Annotated in this window: 17 protein-coding genes and 1 riboswitch; of the genes, 13 read left to right on the forward strand and 4 right to left on the reverse strand. The window is 68.8% G+C overall.

The window, feature by feature from the left end; translation table 11 throughout:
* The first annotated feature begins 8 nt into the window (after positions 1 to 8).
* The 4 genes from E3T28_RS04095 (at position 9) to E3T28_RS04105 (ending at position 5,161) form a co-directional block, all read left to right on the forward strand.
* A complete protein-coding gene (locus E3T28_RS04095; protein ID WP_241979162.1) occupies positions 9 to 1,616 on the forward strand; it encodes a S8 family serine peptidase in 1,608 nt (535 codons plus the stop codon).
* Positions 1,617 to 1,719: 103 nt separating this feature from the next.
* Complete coding sequence (locus E3T28_RS17280) at positions 1,720 to 1,947, forward strand: hypothetical protein (protein ID WP_241979155.1); 228 nt, start codon at positions 1,720 to 1,722, stop codon at positions 1,945 to 1,947.
* Positions 1,948 to 2,214: 267 nt separating this feature from the next.
* On the forward strand, positions 2,215 to 3,432 hold the full coding sequence (locus tag E3T28_RS04100) for an MFS transporter (RefSeq protein ID WP_134428210.1): 1,218 nt from the start codon (positions 2,215 to 2,217) through the stop codon (positions 3,430 to 3,432).
* Between the two features lie 97 nt (positions 3,433 to 3,529).
* The gene (locus tag E3T28_RS04105) at positions 3,530 to 5,161 is read left to right on the forward strand and encodes a DUF222 domain-containing protein (RefSeq protein ID WP_134428212.1); all 1,632 of its coding nucleotides are present in this window, start codon (positions 3,530 to 3,532) and stop codon (positions 5,159 to 5,161) included.
* Between the two features lie 156 nt (positions 5,162 to 5,317).
* Here the strand turns inward: E3T28_RS04105 and E3T28_RS04110 are convergent, their stop codons facing one another.
* Together E3T28_RS04110 and E3T28_RS04115 are read right to left on the reverse strand one after the other, a co-directional pair.
* Positions 5,318 to 5,668 (reverse strand): YrdB family protein, encoded by a 351-nt coding sequence (locus E3T28_RS04110; protein WP_241979156.1) that lies wholly within the window; start codon positions 5,666 to 5,668, stop codon positions 5,318 to 5,320.
* A gap of 38 nt (positions 5,669 to 5,706) precedes the next feature.
* The gene (locus tag E3T28_RS04115) at positions 5,707 to 6,579 is read right to left on the reverse strand and encodes a formyltetrahydrofolate deformylase (protein WP_134428216.1); all 873 of its coding nucleotides are present in this window, start codon (positions 6,577 to 6,579) and stop codon (positions 5,707 to 5,709) included.
* Between the two features lie 167 nt (positions 6,580 to 6,746).
* On the opposite strand from E3T28_RS04115, the gene E3T28_RS04120 reads away from it, so the two are divergent.
* Positions 6,747 to 8,027, forward strand: a complete 1,281-nt coding sequence (locus E3T28_RS04120) for an MFS transporter (RefSeq protein WP_134428218.1) — start codon at positions 6,747 to 6,749, stop codon at positions 8,025 to 8,027.
* A gap of 75 nt (positions 8,028 to 8,102) precedes the next feature.
* Here E3T28_RS04120 and E3T28_RS04125 read toward each other — a convergent pair whose 3' ends face one another.
* Complete coding sequence (locus E3T28_RS04125) at positions 8,103 to 8,522, reverse strand: GreA/GreB family elongation factor (protein WP_134428220.1); 420 nt, start codon at positions 8,520 to 8,522, stop codon at positions 8,103 to 8,105.
* Positions 8,523 to 8,627: 105 nt separating this feature from the next.
* Positions 8,628 to 10,223, reverse strand: coding sequence for an amino acid permease (locus E3T28_RS04130; protein ID WP_134428221.1), 1,596 nt, complete (start codon positions 10,221 to 10,223; stop codon positions 8,628 to 8,630).
* A 118-nt stretch (positions 10,224 to 10,341) separates the two neighbouring features.
* Here E3T28_RS04130 and E3T28_RS04135 point away from each other — a divergent pair, with 118 nt between their 5' ends.
* The 8 genes from E3T28_RS04135 (at position 10,342) to E3T28_RS04170 (ending at position 19,151) form a co-directional block, all read left to right on the forward strand.
* The gene (locus E3T28_RS04135; RefSeq protein WP_134428223.1) at positions 10,342 to 13,257 is read left to right on the forward strand and encodes a Na+/H+ antiporter subunit A; all 2,916 of its coding nucleotides are present in this window, start codon (positions 10,342 to 10,344) and stop codon (positions 13,255 to 13,257) included.
* Positions 13,254 to 13,772, forward strand: coding sequence for a sodium:proton antiporter (locus tag E3T28_RS17135; RefSeq protein WP_198417151.1), 519 nt, complete (start codon positions 13,254 to 13,256; stop codon positions 13,770 to 13,772). Before E3T28_RS04135 ends, E3T28_RS17135 begins: the two co-directional genes overlap by 4 nt.
* Positions 13,769 to 15,340: a Na+/H+ antiporter subunit D gene (locus E3T28_RS04145; RefSeq protein WP_134428225.1), complete on the forward strand. Its 1,572-nt coding sequence runs from the start codon at positions 13,769 to 13,771 to the stop codon at positions 15,338 to 15,340. The genes E3T28_RS17135 and E3T28_RS04145 overlap by 4 nt, the downstream gene beginning before the upstream one ends.
* Positions 15,337 to 15,963, forward strand: coding sequence for a Na+/H+ antiporter subunit E (locus tag E3T28_RS04150; RefSeq protein WP_134428227.1), 627 nt, complete (start codon positions 15,337 to 15,339; stop codon positions 15,961 to 15,963). Before E3T28_RS04145 ends, E3T28_RS04150 begins: the two co-directional genes overlap by 4 nt.
* Positions 15,963 to 16,226 carry an MrpF/PhaF family protein gene (locus E3T28_RS04155; protein ID WP_134428229.1) on the forward strand — a complete coding sequence of 88 codons (264 nt, stop codon included), beginning with the start codon at positions 15,963 to 15,965 and terminating at the stop codon, positions 16,224 to 16,226. The genes E3T28_RS04150 and E3T28_RS04155 overlap by 1 nt, the downstream gene beginning before the upstream one ends.
* Positions 16,223 to 16,561 (forward strand): monovalent cation/H(+) antiporter subunit G, encoded by a 339-nt coding sequence (gene mnhG / locus E3T28_RS04160; protein WP_134398020.1) that lies wholly within the window; start codon positions 16,223 to 16,225, stop codon positions 16,559 to 16,561. The genes E3T28_RS04155 and mnhG overlap by 4 nt, the downstream gene beginning before the upstream one ends.
* 6 nt (positions 16,562 to 16,567) lie before the next feature.
* Positions 16,568 to 16,657, forward strand: a riboswitch (ZMP/ZTP riboswitch).
* A 42-nt stretch (positions 16,658 to 16,699) separates the two neighbouring features.
* Positions 16,700 to 17,998 (forward strand): serine hydroxymethyltransferase, encoded by a 1,299-nt coding sequence (gene glyA, locus E3T28_RS04165; RefSeq protein ID WP_134428231.1) that lies wholly within the window; start codon positions 16,700 to 16,702, stop codon positions 17,996 to 17,998.
* 268 nt (positions 17,999 to 18,266) lie between these two features.
* Complete coding sequence (locus tag E3T28_RS04170; protein ID WP_134428233.1) at positions 18,267 to 19,151, forward strand: bifunctional methylenetetrahydrofolate dehydrogenase/methenyltetrahydrofolate cyclohydrolase; 885 nt, start codon at positions 18,267 to 18,269, stop codon at positions 19,149 to 19,151.
* Positions 19,152 to 19,194: the final 43 nt, after the last annotated feature.

Below are 19,194 nucleotides of genomic sequence, written 5' to 3' on the forward strand. Positions count from 1 at the left end.
CTTCCCGGATCGGCGCCGAGAGCGGCGGCGAGTACCTCTCGCCGCGCGACGGTGACGGCCACGGCTCACACACCGGTGGCACCGCGGCCGGCAACCACGCCGTCGCCGCGTCGGTCGGCGGCATCGACTTCGGCACCATCGCGGGGGTCGCGCCCGCGGCGAAGATCGCCGCGTACAAGGTCTGCTGGTCCGGCCCCGACCCGGTCAGCCAGGACGACGACGGATGCGCCACCAGCGACCTCCTGTCGGCGATCGACCAGGCCACGGCCGACGGTGTCGACGTGATCAACTTCTCGATCGGCGGCGGTGCGGCGCAGACCACGGTCTCCGCCACCGAGGTCGCCTTCCTGGGTGCGGCCTCGGCCGGCATCTTCGTGGCGGCCTCGGCCGGCAACTCCGGACCCGAAGCGTCCACGCTGGACAACGCGTCGCCGTGGATCACGACCGTGGCGGCCAGCACGATCCCGAGCTACGAGGCCACCGCCACCCTCGGCAGCGGTCCGGCATATGCCGGCGGCTCGATCACGGTCCCTGCGGCCGGCGTGACCGGTGCGCTGGTGCGCGGTGACCTCGTCGCCGCCCGACGCGGCACGGACCCGCTGCTCTGCGGGCCGGACTCGCTCGACCCGGCCAAGGTGGCCGGCGCTATCGTGTTCTGCCAGCGCGGCGTCTACGACCGGGTCGCCAAGTCCGCCGAGGTGAAGCGGGCGACCGTGACCCTCACGCCGGGCAACGCGCTCGGCACCACCCCGCCCGCCCCGCAGGTCGCCGGTTTCTCCTCGCGCGGACCGGTCCTGGCCGACGGCAGTGACATCATCAAGCCGGACGTCTCGGCACCCGGGGTCGCGATTCTGGCCGGCGGCGCCAACGCCGCGGGCGCGCCAGGCACGGACCAGTTCCTGTCCGGAACGTCGATGTCGTCGCCGCACGTCGCAGGGCTCGCCGCCCTCTACCTGGGCGAGAAGCCTGCGGACACCCCGGCCGAAGTGAAGTCGGCCTTCATGACCACCGCCTACGACACGGTCACCGCGTCCGGCATTGCCGTGACCGACCCGTTCGTTCAGGGTGCTGGCCAGGTCGATCCGACGACGTTCTTCACGCCGGGACTCGTCTACCTGAACGGGGAGAGCGACTGGAGGTCCTACATCAAGGGCGCCGGCTACACCTGGGAGGGCGACGGGGGTGTGGCCTCGGTCGACCCGTCGAACCTCAACCTGGCCTCGATCGGCATCGGCTTGCTCACTCGGCCGGAGACGATCACCCGCACGGTGACATCGACGCAGGCAGGCTCCGTCGACGCCTCGGTGTCGGGCCTCGCCGGCATCGACGTGGCCGTAGAGCCTTCCACGCTGACCTTCGGTGCGGCGGGGGAGACGCAGTCCTATACGGCGACATTCGCCCGAACGGATGCGCCCGTCGACACGTTCGCGACCGGCTCGCTCGACTGGACCAGCGGAGCGACGGTCGTGCACAGCCCGGTGGCGGTCAAGCCCGCCACGCTCGAGGCGCCGGTCGCCGCCGACGTAACCGGTGTGGCCGGATCCGTCGACATCAGCGTGACGACCTCGATTCGCTGGCCGACGCCGCCGACCTGGACCTCCTGGTCAACCGGCTGAGCGGCAAGGGCGGCACGCCGCTCGAAGGTGGCAGTCGGCCACGGCTGCGACGGACGAGCACGTCGACCTGCTGAACCCGACGGCCGGGTACTACCAGATCATCGTGTCGGTCTTCAGCGGCACCGACCGGTACGACCTGACCACTTTCACGGTCGCGCCGGGTACCGGCGCTGGGGCGTTCACCGTTGCCCCGAACCCTCTGCCGGGAGTGCAGGGCGTCGAGGCGACCTACACGGCCTCGTGGAGCGGCCTGGCCGCGGCCTCGGATTACCTCGGGCTGGTGCGCTACGGCGACAGCGGCTTCTCGACGGTCGTGGCGGTGGAGAACTAGCAGCCGGCGGGTTCGGAACGGCGGCAGAGGGTGACGGATGCGCGGCATCCGTCACCCTCGCGTCGTCGGCTCGACGAGGGTGCCCCTGCCCGCTGGGCCGCTCGTCCGGTGTGCCTGCCCGTGAACCAAATCGACGGAGATTTTCGACCAGAAGCGTGTTTCGGGCTGTTTTCGGGTCGTTGTGGGCAAAATCTCCGTCGAAGTCGTTAGGGGCCCAGGGGTGAGCGCGGGGCGGGCGGACTCCGGGCCAAGGCTTACCCTGAGGTAATGCGATTCGTGCGAATCCGCCGAGGCGGCGAGACCCCCGGCGTGAGCCGACCGCGGCTGTCCCGAGAGGTCTACGTGCTCGGCGTGATCGCGTTCTTCGTGATGGTGGGCTTCGGTGTCGTGGTGCCGGTGCTGCCCGTCTATGTGCGCAGCTTCGGGGTTGGCTACCTGGAAATCGGTGCCGTCGTCTCCGCCTTCGCGCTGATGCGCTTCGTGTCCAGCCCGTTCACCGGGCGCCTGATCGACTGGGCTGGCGAGCGGATGATCCTGGCCTCCGGTATCGGGATCGTCGCCGTCTCCAGTGGGCTGGTGGGCGTGGCCCAGAACTATCCGCAGCTGCTGCTCCTGCGCGGTGCCGGCGGCGTCGGTTCGGCCATGTTCACGGTGGCAGCCATGACCCTTCTGCTCGGCTCCACGGCGCCGGGATTCCGGGCCAGGGCCATCGGGTTCTATCAGGGCGGGTTCCTGCTCGGCGGGATGGCCGGCCCCGCACTCGGCGGACTCCTCGCAACGATCTCGCTCACCGCGCCCTTCTTCTTCTATGCCGGCACGCTTGGCGTTGCCGGCATTCTCGGGCTGGTGCTTCTGCGCCCGGTGCGGGGCGGGGTCGTCCCCGCGTCCGGCCCGCCGCCCGAGCGCATCCCGTTCCGAACGGTGCTGCGGGACACCCGGTTCCGCGCGGCGTGCATCGCCAACTTCGCCACCGGTTGGAACTCGTTCGGCGTGCGCAACGCGCTGATCCCCGTGTTGATCGTCGAGGTGCTGCGGGGCCCGACCGCCTGGACCGGCATCGCTTTCGCCGTCGCGGCCGTCGCCCAGACGGTCGCGCTCGCGCCGGCTGCGCGGTTCGTCGACACCGTTGGCCGCCGCCCGGCCATCATCGGGGCGTTCCTGGTCGCCGGCCTCACGATCCTCGCGGTCCCGTTCGCGCCGAACATCATCGTGCTCACCGCACTTCTCTGCCTCTACGGCGTGGCCTCGGCGTTCATGGGCACCGCTCCGGCCGCGTCCGTCGGTGATGCGGCCGGGGCCGGCGGCGGACGTCCCGTGTCGGTCTTCTCGATGTTCTCCGATCTGGGTGCCATCGTCGGACCGCTCGCCGCCGGGTTTCTCGTCGACAGCGTCTCCTATCCGGTGGCCTTCGGCGTCGGCGCCCTGCTGTTCTTCGTGACCTCCGCCTACGCGCTGCGGATGCCGCGGCAGACCCGCGCGGCATAGTCCGGGCGAGGGATTGTCTCGAATTCGGGTTCGAAAATACTTGCACAAAAAGTGACAAACTCTCGACTGTACGTGCGTCATGGGCTAAAATTGGAACATGATGAACCTCGCGGAAGACCTCAGGCAGGCGGCCGAGGCTGTGGCCCTGTTGGGCTCCTCGAGTACGGACTATGAGGCTCTGCCCGATGCCGCCCTGTTGGCTGGTCAGGGGCAGATCGCGTCGGCCCGACGGCTGCTCGACACCCGCGCCGCGTGGATGGCGGGCACCATCGCCCGCCGGTCCCGGCCGGAGCTTGGGCACTCCGGGTTGGCGGCGCGGCAGGGGTTCCTGTCCCCGGAGGCTTTGATCCAGAAGTGGACCGGGTCGTCGAAGGGCGACGCGTACAAACTGGTCGCGGTCGGCACGATGATGGCGGATGCGGAGGCGGCGGAGAAACTGGTCGAGGCGGCGGTCTCGTCGCCCGGTACGGATGCCGCCGTGGTCGCCGCGTTCGTCGCGAAGGTGCCGTGGCAGGCGCCGATCGCCCGGGCCGTCACGGCCGGGACCCTTTCCGTCGACGCGGCGGAGTCGATCCGCGCCGGGCTTGGCCAGATCGATGCCGCGGTGACCGCGGAAAAGCTCGCGGCGGCGCTTGAAGCCCTGTTGATCGAGGTGTCGTCGCTGAATGCGGACCAGGTCTTCAAACGTGCGAGGCGGATGCGTGACTCGCTCGACGAGGCCGGTATCGCCGCCCGGGAGAAGCAGGCCTATGACGACCGTTACCTGCGCGTGTACCGGCTGAATAACGGCAATGTGCGCCTGAATGGGCTGTTCTCGCCCGAAGATGGCGAGTTCGTGCTCTCCACCTTCGACTCCATCACCGGCCCCCGCCGTGGCGGGGTGCGCTTCGTGGACACGGAGCGGGCCGCTTGGGCCAAGAAAATGCAGGACGACCCCCGCAGCAACGAGCAGATCGCCGCGGACTCACTCGTGCAACTGCTCAAGATCGCCGGCGAGGCCGACCCGGGCCGGATGTTCGGCGGGCGCCGTCCGTCGGTGCGGGTCATCATGACCCAGAAAGCGCTCACGAACCGTCAGCCGGACCAGCCGGATCAGCCGGGTCAGCCGGGTCAGCCGGGTCAGTCGGGTCAGGCAGGTCAGCCGGGTCAGCCGGATCAGCCGGGTCAGCCGGGTCAGCCGGGTCAGGCAGGTCAGGCAGGTCGAGCAGGTCAGCCGGGTCAGCCGGGTCGAGCAGGTCAGGCGGGTCAGTCAGGGGAGGCTGGGCAGGTCAGCGACCACGGGCCGGGCGAACCGGCCGCGCATGGGCAGATCGAGGGCAGCCCGGTCCCGATCTCGCAGGAGAGCATCGACCGGCTCCTCTGCGACACCGGCTCCCGCGGCATCACGTTCGACGGCAACGGCCAGATCATCAACGTCGGCCGCGACGAACGCCTCTTCACCGAGGCACAGCGAGCCGCGATGGCCGTTCGCGACGGCGGATGCCTCTGGATCGACTGCGACAGACCACCCGCCTGGAGCGAAGCGCACCACATCAACCAATGGCTCACAGACAACGGGCACACCAACCTCGCCGACGGAATACTCCTCTGCCACCCACACCATCTACTGCTGCACAACCAGCACTGGAGCATCATCCGAACCGGCACCCAGTACTGGCTCCGGCCACCGGGCGAGGTCGCCCCGGAACAGACGCTGATCGCACTGCCCAGCAAGCGAGCGAAGCTGTAGGCAGGGAGTGCGGCCCATGGTTCCAGGCCTCTGGTCCCTGGTTTCGACAGGCTCAACCACCGGGGTGGGAGCCTTCGGAGGGCGGTGCACCGGGTCTCGACAGGCTCAACCACCGGGACGAATCGGCAGTGCGCCGGCAGTGCTGCGTCGGTGGTTCTAGCGCAGTTCCGCGCGACCGGAGATGACGCCGCTGACCGTGGCCACCAGGGCGAAGACCACCGCGACCAGCGGCAGGCCGAGGTCCCACCAGGCCAACGCGGCGGCACCGAAGACACTGATCTCGATGATGGCCTTGCCGAACGGGTCGAGGCGGAAGACCGCCTTGGGCGAGCGGAACAGCGCCCAGATCAGAATGGCGAAGGCCGGGGCCAGGATGCCCACAAGCACGCCCGGCCACGGTAGCGGCCACGCGGCGAAGCCCCAGATGCCCAAGCTGATGAACGCGAACAGTTCGAGCAGGAATCGCAGAATGTCGTTGGGGCTGGTCTTCGCGCTCGTATCGGTCACTCGCCCCATCCTACCGAGCCTACGGAGCCTGCCAGAGGCTACCGGAAGATGATGGTCCGGGCGCCGTCGAGCAGCACGCGGTGCTCGGCGAACCAGGTGACCGCCTGCGTCAGGGTGCGGCTCTCCTCGTCCTGTCCGATGGCGACGAGCTCGGCCGGGCTGCGCGAGTGGTCCACCCGCACGACGTTCTGCTCGATGATCGGACCCTCGTCGAGGTCGCCCGTGACGAAGTGGGCCGTGGCCCCGATCAGCTTCACGCCGCGGGCGTGCGCCTGCTTGTACGGGTTGGCGCCCTTGAACCCGGGCAGGAAGGAATGGTGGATATTGATGGCGCGGCCTTCCAGCAGCGTGCAGAGTGCGGGGGAGAGGATCTGCATGTACCGGGCGAGCACCACCAGCTCGATGTCGTGCTCGGTGATGGCGTCGACGACGCGGGCCTCGAAGGCGGCCTTGCTGGCGGCATCCGTCACCGGGCGCGACTCGAACGGCACCCCGTAGAAGCCGACCAGGTCGCGCAGCGTGCCGTGGTTGCTCAGCACCAGAGGCACCTCGATCGGCAACTGGCCGCCGCGCTGGCGGAAGAGCATGTCGTTGACGCAGTTGCCGGCGGTCGACGCCAGGATCAGGGTGCGCTTGGGCCGCCCGACGACATCGATGACGGAGTCCATGGCGTACCGGCGCGCGACCGGGGCGAGCTCGTCCGCCAACTCCGCCTGGGTCGCCGGCGACTCCACCTGCAGCCGCATGAAGAACCGGCCGGTGTCGGCGCTGGTGAACTGCTGGCTCTCGGTGATGTTGCCGCGCGCCCGCACGATCGCGCCGCTGACCGCGTGCACGATACCCGGCTGGTCGACGCAGACGAGGGTGATCACCCAGTGGTGGCGCGGGTTCGGAGCAAGGAGAGAAGTCATCGGACTAGATTACCGGCCCCCTGCCGCCTGCTCCGCCCGTCGGCTAGGCTGGGCAACGGTCGGCGCAACACGCCGGCCCCGGGCGCGCACGTCGGCGCGCAGTCGATCCGGACCGGCCCCGCGGCATGCCCGCGCTGCCACTGTTCCCGTCTGTGAGCCACAGAGCAATGTCATTCACCGCACCCATCAACCTGCCCGCGCGGGACGCGCCGGATGCGCCGGAAAGCCCCTTGGCCGCCGCCCGACCCTTCCCGTGGGTGGGTCTGCTCGCTCTGGCCGCCGCAGTCTTCCTCTCCGTCACGTCCGAGATGCTGCCCACGGGCCTGCTGCCCGACATGAGCCGGACGCTCGGCGTGACCGAGGGGCAAGTCGGCCTGCTCGTATCCTGGTTCGCGTTCACCGTGGTGCTCACGAGCACCTCGCTCGCCCACCTCACCCGTCGCCTCCCGCGGCACGGCCTGATCGTGTTCGTTCTCGTGGTGCTCGCGATCAGCAATGTGCTCACCGCCATCGCGCCCAACTACGCCTTCATGGTGGGCGGGCGCATCATCGGCGGCATGGCCCACGGTCTGTTCTGGGCCGTCGTCGGCGCCTACACGGCGCATCTCGTTCCGCGGGAGCAGATCGGCCGCGCTGTGGCCATCACCGTCTCTGGCGGAACGCTCGCCTTCGTGTTCGGGGTCCCCATCGCCACGGCAGCCGGGCATCTGCTCGGCTGGCGACTGTCGTTCCTGGCCCTCGCCGCGCTCATGATGGTCGGCGCGATCGTCGTCTGGCGCTTCCTGCCGCCGGTGTCGCACTACGGCGCCCGCGCGACGGATGCCGCGGCAGCCACCCCGGGGAGGGCCGACGGCGCCGCCGTGGTCCCGCCGCGCCGCGACCCGACCATGCGCGCCGTGATCCTGCTCTCCACGATCACCGGCCTGACCATGGTCGGGCACTACACGTTCTACACCTACATCGCACCGTTCCTGATCGACGAGATGGGTGTGGACTCCGCCGCGGTCGCCCCACTCCTGTTCGCCTACGGCATTGCCGGCGCGGTCGGCCTGGTGCTCTCCGGAACGGTCTTCGGTCCCCGGCCGCAGCTCGGACTGGTGATCGGCATCGCAGTGTCGGCGCTGAGCGTGACCGTGCTGGCCCTCTTCGCGGCGACACTGCCGGTGGCCGTGACCGCCTTCGTGCTCTGGGGTCTGGCCTTCGGCATGCTGCCGCCGCTGCTGCAGACGCGGCTGCTGCGCACCGCCTCACTCCGCATCCGTGACACCGCCAGCGCCATCTACACGACCGCGTTCAACGCCGGGATCGGCGGCGGCGCCCTCCTCGGCGCCGCGCTGCTCAGCTCGGCGGGAATGCAGGCCGTGCCACTGGCCTACGTCGGGATCCTGATGCTCGCCTTCGTGCTCGTGATCGTCAGCGACGTGGTCGTGCGCCGCCGGGCGGCCTGACTCAGCGCTTCCGACGCGGCCGACACGACGGAAAAAAGGGGTGCGGACGCATCCGCACCCCTCAATCTCGTCGGTTCAACGACCGCCGGTGTACGGGACTGCTGCGAGGATCTCGATCTCGATGCGGGCGTTCGTCGGCGTCGTGTACGCGACGGTGTCGCCGACGTATGATCCGAGGATGGCCTGGCCGATCGGCGAGGAGGGGGAGTACACCTCGACTTCCACCTCAGGGTCGAGGGAGACGAGTTCACGCTCGCCGAGCAGGAACACGGTCGCCCGGGTGTCACCGGAGAGCATCGCTGTGATCCGCATCCCGGGCTCGACCAGGCCGTCGTCCGGTTTGATCGAGGCCTCGGCCTGGCTGAGGGTCTTGCGCAGCTCCCGGATCCGCTCCTTCGTGGCCGCGTCCGGGCTGGGCTGACTGGCCAGCACGGCGAGTTCCTCGATCAGGAGAGCGAGCGAGCTGGGTGGCATCCACACCGATTCGGTGGTCATAGTGTTCTCCGTTAATCGCGAGACAATCTGCCGCGCAGTGATCAATCGGCCATGTTAGCCGCCCGGGCTCCCCGCACGGGGAAACGGCGATCGGTGGCGTGGCGGCTACTCCGTGCGGTCGGTGTCCGTGTGGTCGGACTCGCGCAGCTGGTCCGACAGTGGGCGGCTGGGCAGGATCGGCACCAGGCCGGTGAACCCCTCGCGGGCGGCGGCGATCTCGAGGATGCGGCCGCGGCAGGCGTACCAGCCCACGATCAGCAGCGGGATGATGATCACGAGCGAGCTGATCGTGAGCGTGCCCACCGGCCAGTCGAATGCCATCAGCACGAGCACGGCGACCAGGAAGGCCAGGCTGGCGTAGCCCGTGTACGGAGCCCCGAACATCCGGAACGCGGGACGCTGCAGGATGCCGAGCTTCGACCAGGCGTGCAGGCGCAGCTGGCAGAGCACGATCATGCCCCAGGCGCTGATGATGCCGATGGCGGCCATGTTCAGCACGATCTCGAAGGCCTTGTCGGGCACGACGGCGTTCAGGCCGACGCCGAGCAGGGTGACCACGCCGGTGAGCAGGATGCCGCCGAACGGCACACCCGTGCGGCTCACCTTGCCGGCGAAGCGCGGCGCCGACCCTGCCAGCGCCATCGACCGCAGGATGCGCCCGGTCGAGTAGAGCCCCGCGTTGAGCGAGGACAGGGCCGCCGTGAGCACGACCAGGTTCATGATCACGTCGACGCCGCCGACGCCGATGGTTCCGAAGAACGTCACGAACGGGCTCTCGCCGGCCTTGTACGCGGTGTACGGCAGCAGCAGCGAGAGTAGAAGGATCGAGCCGACGTAGAAGACGGCGATGCGAATGATGACGGTGTTGATCGCCTTCGGCATCACCTTCTCCGGATTCTCGGTCTCCCCGGCGGTCGTGCCGACCAGTTCGATCGAGGCGTAGGCGAAGACGACGCCCTGCACCACGAGAACGGATGCGATCAGGCCGTTCGGCAGCCAGCCCCCGTTGTCCCCGATCAGGCTGAATCCCGCTTCCTGGCCGGGGATCGGAGTGCCGAAGATGACCATCCAGGTGCCGACCAGCAGGAAGGCCACGATGGCGAGGACCTTGATCAGGGCGAACCAGAATTCGAGTTCGCCGAACACGCTCACTGACAGCAGGTTCAGGGAAAGGACGACGGCAAGGGCAGCGAAGGCGTACAGCCACTGCGGCACGTCGCCGAATGGGGCCCAGTACTTGGCGAAGAATTTCATGTAGATCGCCACGGCCGTGACGTCGACGATCGCGGTCATCACCCAGTTCAGCCAGTAGAGCCAGCCCGTGACGAACGCCGTTTTCTCGCCGAAGAACTCGCGGGCGTAGGAGACGAACGAGCCCGACGACGGGCGGTGCAGCACGAGCTCCCCGAGGGCGCGCAGGATCAGGAACGCGAAGAAACCGCAGATCGCATAGACGAAGACCAGGGAGGGCCCGGCCGTGGCCAGGCGTCCGCCGGCCCCGAGGAACAGGCCGGTGCCGATGGCCCCGCCGATGGCGATCATCTGCACCTGGCGGGCCTTGAGTCCCTTGTGCAGCCCCTCGTCCTCGTGAACGCTCAGGGCATCCGAGATGTGCTCGAACGGCGTCTCCACGCCACGACCGTGGTACTCGGAGTGGTCAAGTTTCTGGGGGAGTTGAGGCCCCCGGTTTGCACGCGTCATGGGGCTCTTCCGATTATCGGGTTTTGGCCAACCCTAGCGGCCCTCGGACGGGGCCGACGTCCACGGCCTCCGGTAGACTCGCCCTGACACTCTGACTTCGAGAAAGCCGGGAGGCCTCATGGCGACAATCCTCCTGGCTTTCGCCGCCCTTTCCGCGCTCACGCCGCTGCTGACCCGGTGGCTCTCCATCCGCGTCTTCTACGTCGTCGCACTGCTCCCCGCGGCCGCCTTCGGCTTCACGCTCACCCAGACCCGGGCCGTGTCGGCAGGTGAAGCGATCACCGAAAGCATCCCGTGGATCCCCGCGCTGGGCATCTCGCTCTCGTTTCGCGTCGACACCCTTGCCTGGTTGCTCGCCCTGGTCGTGACGGGGGTCGGCGCCCTCGTGCTGGTCTATTGCGTCCGCTACTTCAGCGCCGACGAACCCGCGCTGGGCCGGTTCGCGGCCAGCCTGCTGGCGTTCGCCGGGGCAATGTACGGCCTGGTGACATCCGACGACATCGTTGTCATGTTCATCTTCTGGGAGATCACGAGCGTGCTCTCCTACATTCTGATCGGGCACTACACCTTCAAGCGGGCGAGCCGCGGCGCCGCCCTGCAGGCGTTGCTGGTGACCACCTTCGGCGGCTTGATCATGCTGGTCGGGGTCGTCATCCTCACCGTGGAGGCCGGCACCACGTCGCTGGCCGTGATCGTCGCCGACCCTGTCACCGGCCCGGCCACCACCTGGGCGGTGCTGCTCATCCTGGTCGGCGCGCTGTCGAAGTCCGCGCTCGTGCCCTTCCACTTCTGGCTCCCGGCCGCGATGGCGGCGCCGACCCCGGTCAGCGCCTACCTGCACGCGGCGGCGATGGTCAAGGCCGGCCTCTACCTGGTCGCCCGTCTCGCACCGGGCTATGCCGACACTCCGGGCTGGATGCCGGTGCTCGTCACCCTCGGCGTCGGCACCATGCTGGTCGGTGCGTGGCGTTCGCTGCGCCAGTACGACCTCAAGCTGGTGCTGGCCTACGGCACGGTCAGCCAGCTCGGGTTCCTGATGGTCGTCGTCGGCTTCGGCACCCGGGACGCGGCGCTCGCCGGGGTCGCGCTGCTCCTCGCGCACGCCCTCTACAAGTCGGCGCTGTTCCTGACCGTGGGCATCATCGACCACCGCGCCGGCACCCGCGACTGGCGGCAGCTCTCCGGCGTGGGGCGCAACGCGCCCGTGCTGGCCGCGATCGCCCTGGTGTCGGTCGCCTCCATGGCGGGCATCCCGCCGCTGCTCGGCTTCGTCGCGAAGGAAGCCGTGTTCACGGCGTTCCTGGAAGCCGCTCTGGCCGGTGACGGATGGGGCTGGGTCGCTCTGATCGGCACCGTGCTCGGCTCGGTGCTGACGGTCGCCTACAGCGCCCGCTTCCTCTGGGGTGCCTTCGGAACCCGGGTGACCCTCGCGGACACCGCGCTGCACCCCGCCCGCTGGGACTTCCAGCTGGCGCCGGGGCTGCTGGCCGTGGCCACCGTCCTGCTCGGCCCACTCGTCTTCCTGCTCGACCCCGTGCTCGCCTCCTATGCCGACACCGTGCCCGGCGTCGGCGACTACCACCTCGCGCTCTGGCACGGCTTCGAACCGGCGCTCGCCGTGAGCGCCGCGGTGGTCGTTCTCGGCCTCGCACTGTTCTGGAAGCGGCGAGGGGTGGCCCGGTTGCAGGGCATCGTGCCGGCCTACGTCGACGCCGGGCAGGGCTACGGCTACACCGTGCGCAGCATCGACCGGGCCGCGGCGCGCATCACCCATTTCGCCCAGATCGGCGGACTGCCGCAGTACCTGTCCACCATCCTCATCGTCTTCGTGCTGGCGCTCGGGTTCGCGGCCTTCGTGAACCGCAGCTGGCCGGACCAGGTCGTGCTCTGGGACTACCCCGGCCAGGTGGCGATCGCCCTCACCATGGGCATCGCCGCGGTGATGGCCGCGCGCGTCGGCGAGCGGATCACCGCCGTGCTGCTGGCCGGAGTCACCGGCTACGGCCTGGTCGCTCTGTTCGCGTTCCACGGCGCCCCCGATCTGGCCCTGACCCAGGCGCTCGTGGAAACCATCACCATCGTCGTCTTCGTGCTGGTGCTGCGTCGGCTGCCCCAGAAGATCGCCCAGCGCAACCGGCCCGTTCACCCGCGGCGGCGCGCGGTGATCGGCGTGCTGGTGGGCGCCGTGATGGGCACCATCGGTGTGATCGCGCTCGGCGCCCGGCAGGCCCCGAGCATCGCCGCGGAGCTGCCGCGACTCGCGGTCGAGGAGGGGCACGGACGCAACATCGTGAATGTGATGCTCGTGGACATCCGTGCCTGGGACACGATGGGCGAGATCTCCGTGCTGATCGTGGTGGCCACCGGCGTCGCCAGCCTGCTGTTCGTCTCGGGCCGCAACACGGTCGTGCCGCGGCTGCGCGAATCGCGGAAGCTCCGATCTCTGCCGCACCGGCGCACGGTGGTCGCCGACCCGGCCGCGCCCTCCGAGGGGCATGCCGTCACCCGCCAGTCCTGGCTCCTGGCCGGTCGCACGGTCGCCGAGAAGGACCGCTCGATCATGGTCGAGGTGCTGGTTCGCCTGCTCTTCCACCCGGCCATGATCGTCTCGGTCTACCTGCTCATCGCCGGGCACAACGCGCCCGGCGGCGGTTTCGCCGGCGGACTGATCGCCGGCCTGGCCCTCGTCTCCCGCTACCTCGCGGGAGGCCGCTACGAACTGGGCGAGGCGGTGCCCGTCCACCCCGGCAAGATCCTCGGGCTCGGCATCGTGCTGGCCGTCGGGATGGCCGTGGTCTCCCTCTTCTTCAGCGGCATCCCGTTGGAATCCGCCTACTTCGAAACCACGGTGGCCGTGCTCGGTCCCCTGTCCTTCGGCACCTCGACGATCTTCGACGTCGGCGTGTACCTGGTCGTGGTCGGTCTGGTGCTGGACATCCTGCGCAGCCTCGGTAGCGAGGTCGACCGCCAGCAGGAAGCCGGCGAGACCGAGCCCCGCTCGCAGTCGCAGCAGGGTGCGGAGGCCTCGGCATGAGCGTCTCCCTCACCCTCGTGATCGTGATGGCGGTCATGTACGCCGCCGGGGTCTACGTGATGCTGGAGCGCAGCCTCACCCGGGTGCTGATCGGATTCCTGCTGGTGGGCAACGCGACGAACCTGTTGATCTTCATCATGAGCGGCCGCCCGGGCAACTCGCCCATCGTCACCGGAACGGCCGCCGACGCCGCGATGGCCGACCCGGTGCCGCAGGTGCTCATGCTCACCGCCATCGTGATCAACTTCGGTATCACGGCGCTGATCCTCGCGCTCATCTACCGGTCCTGGTGGCTGGCGCGTCTGGGTGACGAAGGCGACACGCTCACGGATGAGCACGCGGCCGAGACCTTCGCAAGCACCGAGGAGTCCTTCCGCTCGGTGACCGAAGATGAGGCGGCCAGCCAGGAAGACCTCGACGCCAGCGAGCGCGGGACCGAGCACGAGCACCAGCACGGGCACACGGGCGAGCGCGGCGACCCGGCCAACGCGCCGGGCGAGGGGATGAACCGATGAACCTTCCGGCGAACATTCTCGTGCCCCTCGTCGTCACGATCCCGCTTCTGGGCAGCGCGCTGACCCTGGCCTTCGGCCGGCGCCGACCCCAGCAGATCGCGGTGAGTGTCTTCGCCCTGACGATGGTGGCCGTCATCGGCGCCGTGCTCCTGATCCAGGTCGATCAGGGCGGCACGGCCGTCGTTCATGTGGGCGGCTGGGACGCCCCGTGGGGCATCGTGCTCGTCGTCGACCGTCTGTCCGCGATCATGCTCCTGGTCTCGGCGCTGATGCTGCTCGGCGTGCTCCTGTTCGCCGTGGGGCAGGGCATCGTCGACGGCGACCGGGAAACCCCCGTCTCGATCTTCCACCCCACTTACCTTGTGCTGGCGGCCGGGTTGTTCAACGCGTTCATCGCCGGGGACCTGTTCAACCTCTACGTCGGGTTCGAGATGCTGCTCTCGGCGAGTTACGTGCTGCTGACGCTCGGCGGCACGGGTGCGCGCATCCGGGTCGGTGTCACCTACATCGTGGTGAGCCTGGTCTCCTCCATTCTGTTCCTCAGTGCGATCGCCCTGATCTATGGCGCCACGGGCACCGTGACCATGGCGCTGATCGCCGACCGGGTGGCGGACCTCCCGCCCGACGTGCAGCTGATCCTCAACTTGCTGCTCCTGCTCGCCTTCTGCGTGAAGGCCGCGGTCTTCCCGCTGTCGTTCTGGTTGCCCGACTCGTATCCCACCGCTCCGGCCCCGGTCACGGCGGTGTTCGCGGGTCTGCTCACGAAGGTCGGCATCTACGCGATCATCCGCACGCAGACCCTGCTCTTCCCCGACAGCGTGCTGTCGGTGCCGTTGATGGTGGTGGCCTTCCTGACCATGATCGTGGGCATCCTCGGGGCGCTCGCGCAGGCGGACATCAAGAGACTGCTGTCGTTCACTCTGGTGAGCCACATCGGCTACATGATCTTCGGCATCGCGATGGGCACGCCCCTGGCGATCGCGGCCACCATCTTCTACGTCGTGCACCACATCACGGTTCAGACGACCCTCTTCCTCTGCGCGGGGCTGATCGAGCGGGTGGGCGGCACCACCTCGCTGGCACGGTTGGGCGGGCTGCTGAAAGCGGCGCCGTTCGTGGCCTTCCTGTTCTTCGTGGGGGCGCTCAACCTCGGCGGCATCCCGCCGTTCTCCGGTTTCCTCGGCAAGATCGCCCTCTTCCAGGCCGGCGCGGACATCGCCGAACCGGTGACGTACATCCTGATGGGCGCCGGAGCCGCCACCTCGCTGCTCACGCTCTACGCCCTGGCCCGGGTTTGGAACATCGCGTTCTGGCGCGGGGCAGGCGAGGTCGAGGACTACGAGTCGCCGATGCTCGATGCGCTCCTCGAGGATCCCGACGACGAGGGCGCGGTCACGACCCGCACCATCTCGCCGCTGATGACCGCTGCGACGACTGCGCTGCTGCTGCTGACCGTCTCGCTCACCGTGTTCGCCGGGCCGGTTTTCGCACTCACCACCCGCGCGGCCGCCGACATCGAGACCCCCGCCACCTACATCGACGCCGTCTTCCCGAACGGCACGCCATGAGCACCCCGAAGCAGCGCCTCGCCACGTTCGCGAATCAGGTGCCTCTCTTCCTCGGGCTCGTGCTGCTGTGGATGCTGCTCTGGGGTTCCTTCTCCTGGCTCAACCTGCTCACCGGAATGTTGCTGGCCGCCATCGTCTCTGTGGGCTTCTACCTGCCCGCGGTGGAACTGGGTCTGCGCCTGAACCTCTGGTACACGCTCACCTTCCTGGTCCGGCTCGGCTTCGACATCGTACGTGGTTCGCTGCAGGTGGCCGTCCTCGCGCTCTCCCCGCGCTACACGCCCAGCAACGCCATCGTCGCCGTGCACCTGCGCACCCGCAGCGATTTCATCCTGACGCTGACCGGGGTGTCGACGTCGATCGTCCCGGGCGCGATCGTGGTCGATGTGGACCGGGTGCGGTCGACCCTGTACCTGCACGTGCTCAACGTGCATCGGCCGGACCAGGTGGAACGGTTCCGGAACGGCGTCCTGGACGAGGAACGCCGGATCGTGATGGCCCTTGGGTCCCGGGAAGACGTGGAACGCCTCCGCCGGGTCCGCGGCGAGGACAGGAGCGTGCAAGACCAACGCGCACGCGACCAGCATGCGCACGAGAAACGAAAGCGGGGAGGAACCGCCTGATGCTCATCGTCGCCGTTATTGCCGGGGTGCTGTTCGGGGCCGGCGCCCTGTGCGCCCTCTATCGAATCGTGCGCGGCCCGACCGTGCTGGACCGGGTCATCGCCTCGGATGTCCTGGTCGCGACCGTGATCTGCGCGATGGGCGCTGAGATGGCGTTCAACCGGCACACGGACACGCTGCCGGTGCTGCTCGTTCTCGCCCTCTTCGCGGTGCTCGGGTCGCTCAGCGTCGCACGCTTCCTTCCCGTGGAGGACAGCGAATGAGCGACGAACTGCAAGACGTGATCTCGGCGGTTCTGGTGCTCGCCGGGGCCGTGATGTGCCTCGCGGCCGGGATCGGCGTCATCCGTTTCCCCGACGTGTTGTCGCGGCTGCACGCCGCTACCAAGCCGCAGATCTTCGGGCTGATGGCAATCACGGCCGATGTGGCCCTGAACAACTTCACCGTGGGCACCGTCACCCTCGTCATTGCGATCGTCGTGTTCCAGGCGTTGACAGCCCCGGTGGCCGCGCACATGGTGGGCCGGGCCGCCTATGACACGCACCATGTGCGCGTCGACGTGCTCATAATCGATGAGCTGGGCACCCGGCCCGACTGATAAGATCGAGCCTGTCGCGACTGGCGTAGCACGAAAGATGGGTCACCATCGGGGAGCGACTGACACGGTTAGTGACCGCACGCCTGGGCCACGACGATTGATCATCACGTCGTAATCACAAAGTCTGAGGAGACCCCCGTGCCCGATTCCGTGCCATCCACCGTTCTGCGGTCCACGTTCAACGATCCTCTGGAGGTTGTCGACCCCGAGATCGCCGCCGTCCTCGAGCAGGAGCTCGGACGCCAGCGCGACTACCTCGAAATGATCGCCAGCGAGAACTTCGTGCCGCGTGCAGTGCTGCAGTCGCAGGGCTCGGTGCTCACCAACAAGTACGCCGAGGGCTACCCGGGACGCCGTTACTACGGCGGCTGCGAGTACGTGGACGTCGCCGAGCAGCTCGCCATCGACCGGGCCAAGTCCCTCTTCGGCGCCGCCTACGCCAATGTGCAGCCCCACTCCGGCGCCACCGCGAACGCCGCCGTGCTGTCGGCCATCGCGACGCCCGGCGACACCATCCTCGGGCTGGAACTGGCCCACGGCGGCCACCTCACCCACGGAATGAAGCTCAACTTCTCCGGTAAGCTCTACAACCCCGTCGCCTACGGCGTCGACCCGACAACGTTCCTCGTCGATATGGACGTCGTGCGTGAGAAGGCGCTCGAGTCCCGCCCCCGGGTCATCATCGCCGGCTGGTCCGCCTACCCCCGCCACCTCGACTTCGAGGCGTTCCGCAGTATCGCCGACGAGGTCGGCGCCATGCTCTGGGTCGACATGGCCCACTTCTCCGGACTCGTCGCCGCGGGCCTGCACCCGTCCCCGGTTCCCTACGCGGATGTCGTGTCCACCACGGTGCACAAGACCCTCGCCGGTCCCCGGTCCGGTCTGATCCTCTCGCGCGACATGGCGCTGGCGAAGAAGCTCAACTCGAACGTGTTCCCCGGCCAGCAGGGCGGCCCGCTGATGCACGTGATCGCAGCCAAGGCGACCGCGTTCAAGCTCGCGGCCGAGCCCGAGTTCAAGGAACGTCAGGAGCGCACCCTGCGCGGTGCGAGCATCCTCGCCGACCGTCTGATGGCGGATGACTCGCGCGCCGGCGGTGTCGACGTGCTCACCGGCGGCACCGACGTGCACCTCGTGCTCGCCGACCTCCGCAACTCGCCGATCAACGGCCAGCAGGCCGAGGACGCCCTGCACGCGGTCGGCATCACGGTCAACCGCAACTCGGTGCCGTTCGACCCGCGGCCGCCGATGGTCACCAGCGGATTGCGCATCGGAACCCCCGCCCTGGCCACCCGCGGCTTCGGGGACGAGGAGTTCACGGTCGTCGCCGACGTCATCGCCGAGGCGCTCAAGCCCGACGCCGACGTCGAGGGCCTCCGCGCCCGCGTCAAGGTGCTCACCGAAGCTTTCCCGCTGTACCCCGGCCTGCAGCAGTAGCGCCCGCCGCGCCGGGGCTCAGCGCCCTGCGTGTAAACGAATTCGACGGAGATTGTGCCTTGAAAGCCCGCTGGCGGCATCCGTCACCGGCGTGTCGCCCAAAATCTCCGTCGAATTCGCACGCGCCTCCGGCACCAGAGCATCAGAGCATCAGAGCACCAGAGCACCAGAGCACCAGGGCATCAGAGCAGCAGGGCATCAGGGCAGCAGAGCATCAGAGCATCAGGGCATCAGGGCACTTGAGCACGATCGATTGAATGGAACCACAATGACGGCAATCATCCTCGACGGAGTCAAGACCGCCTCCACGGTCAAGACCGAGCTCATCGACCGGATCGCGGAGCTGCGCGCGCACGGGATCGTGCCCGGGCTCGGCACGCTCCTGGTCGGCGACGACCCGGGATCGCGCTCGTACGTCGCCGGCAAGCACCGCGACTGCGCCGAGGTCGGCATCGAATCGATCCGCGTCGACCTGCCCGCGTCGGCGACCAGCGCCGATGTGCGCGCCGCGATCAAGGACCTGAACTCCGCTCGCGAGGTGACCGGCTACATCATTCAGCTACCGCTGCCGGTCGGCCACAACGACAACGCCATGCTCGAATTGATCGACCCGTCGAAGGATGCCGACGGCCTGCACCCGACGAACCTCGGCCGCCTGGTACTCGGCATCGAGGGCGAGCTGGACTCGCCACTGCCATGCACCCCGGCCGGCATCGTCGAGCTGCTGCGCCGATACGACGTTCCGATCGTCGGCCGGCGCGTCGTCGTCGTCGGACGCGGCCTCACCGTCGGGCGCCCGCTCGGCCTGCTGTTCACCCGCAAGGGCCTGGATGCCACCGTCACCCTGACTCACTCCCGCACGGTCGACTTGCCCGGCGAGGTACGCCGCGCCGACATCGTCGTGGCGGCCGTCGGCGTGCCGCATCTGATCCAGGCCGACTGGGTCAAGCCAGGCGCCGCGGTGCTCGACGTGGGAATCACCCGCGTGACCGACCCGATCACCGGCACGGGCACTCTGACCGGTGACGTGCACCCGGATGTCGCGAACGTCGCCGGTCATCTCTCCCCGAACCCGCGCGGGGTCGGCCCGATGACCCGTGCCATGCTGCTCTGCAACGTGGTGAAGGCCGCCGAGCTGTCCCTCATCCGCTAATCCGGCACGCTCGCTCGTCGTCTCTGGTCTCTGGTCTCTGGTC

The organism is Cryobacterium sinapicolor (genome assembly GCF_004403465.1).
Lineage (GTDB): Bacteria > Actinomycetota > Actinomycetes > Actinomycetales > Microbacteriaceae > Cryobacterium > Cryobacterium sinapicolor.

What these genes read in the sequence shown, in the direction of transcription:
- mnhG (WP_134398020.1), top strand. Translation starts at nt 16,223, where the DNA reads ATGAGCGACGAACTGCAAGACGTGATCTCGGCGGTTCTGGTGCTCGCC.
- E3T28_RS04135 (WP_134428223.1), top strand. Translation starts at nt 10,342, where the DNA reads ATGGCGACAATCCTCCTGGCTTTCGCCGCCCTTTCCGCGCTCACGCCG.
- E3T28_RS04170 (WP_134428233.1), top strand. Translation starts at nt 18,267, where the DNA reads ATGACGGCAATCATCCTCGACGGAGTCAAGACCGCCTCCACGGTCAAG.
- E3T28_RS04145 (WP_134428225.1), top strand. Translation starts at nt 13,769, where the DNA reads ATGAACCTTCCGGCGAACATTCTCGTGCCCCTCGTCGTCACGATCCCG.
- E3T28_RS04125 (WP_134428220.1), bottom strand. Translation starts at nt 8,522, where the DNA reads ATGACCACCGAATCGGTGTGGATGCCACCCAGCTCGCTCGCTCTCCTG.
- E3T28_RS04155 (WP_134428229.1), top strand. Translation starts at nt 15,963, where the DNA reads ATGCTCATCGTCGCCGTTATTGCCGGGGTGCTGTTCGGGGCCGGCGCC.
- E3T28_RS04115 (WP_134428216.1), bottom strand. Translation starts at nt 6,579, where the DNA reads ATGACTTCTCTCCTTGCTCCGAACCCGCGCCACCACTGGGTGATCACC.
- E3T28_RS04120 (WP_134428218.1), top strand. Translation starts at nt 6,747, where the DNA reads ATGTCATTCACCGCACCCATCAACCTGCCCGCGCGGGACGCGCCGGAT.
- E3T28_RS17135 (WP_198417151.1), top strand. Translation starts at nt 13,254, where the DNA reads ATGAGCGTCTCCCTCACCCTCGTGATCGTGATGGCGGTCATGTACGCC.
- E3T28_RS04100 (WP_134428210.1), top strand. Translation starts at nt 2,215, where the DNA reads ATGCGATTCGTGCGAATCCGCCGAGGCGGCGAGACCCCCGGCGTGAGC.
- E3T28_RS04150 (WP_134428227.1), top strand. Translation starts at nt 15,337, where the DNA reads ATGAGCACCCCGAAGCAGCGCCTCGCCACGTTCGCGAATCAGGTGCCT.
- E3T28_RS04105 (WP_134428212.1), top strand. Translation starts at nt 3,530, where the DNA reads ATGATGAACCTCGCGGAAGACCTCAGGCAGGCGGCCGAGGCTGTGGCC.
- E3T28_RS04130 (WP_134428221.1), bottom strand. Translation starts at nt 10,223, where the DNA reads ATGACGCGTGCAAACCGGGGGCCTCAACTCCCCCAGAAACTTGACCAC.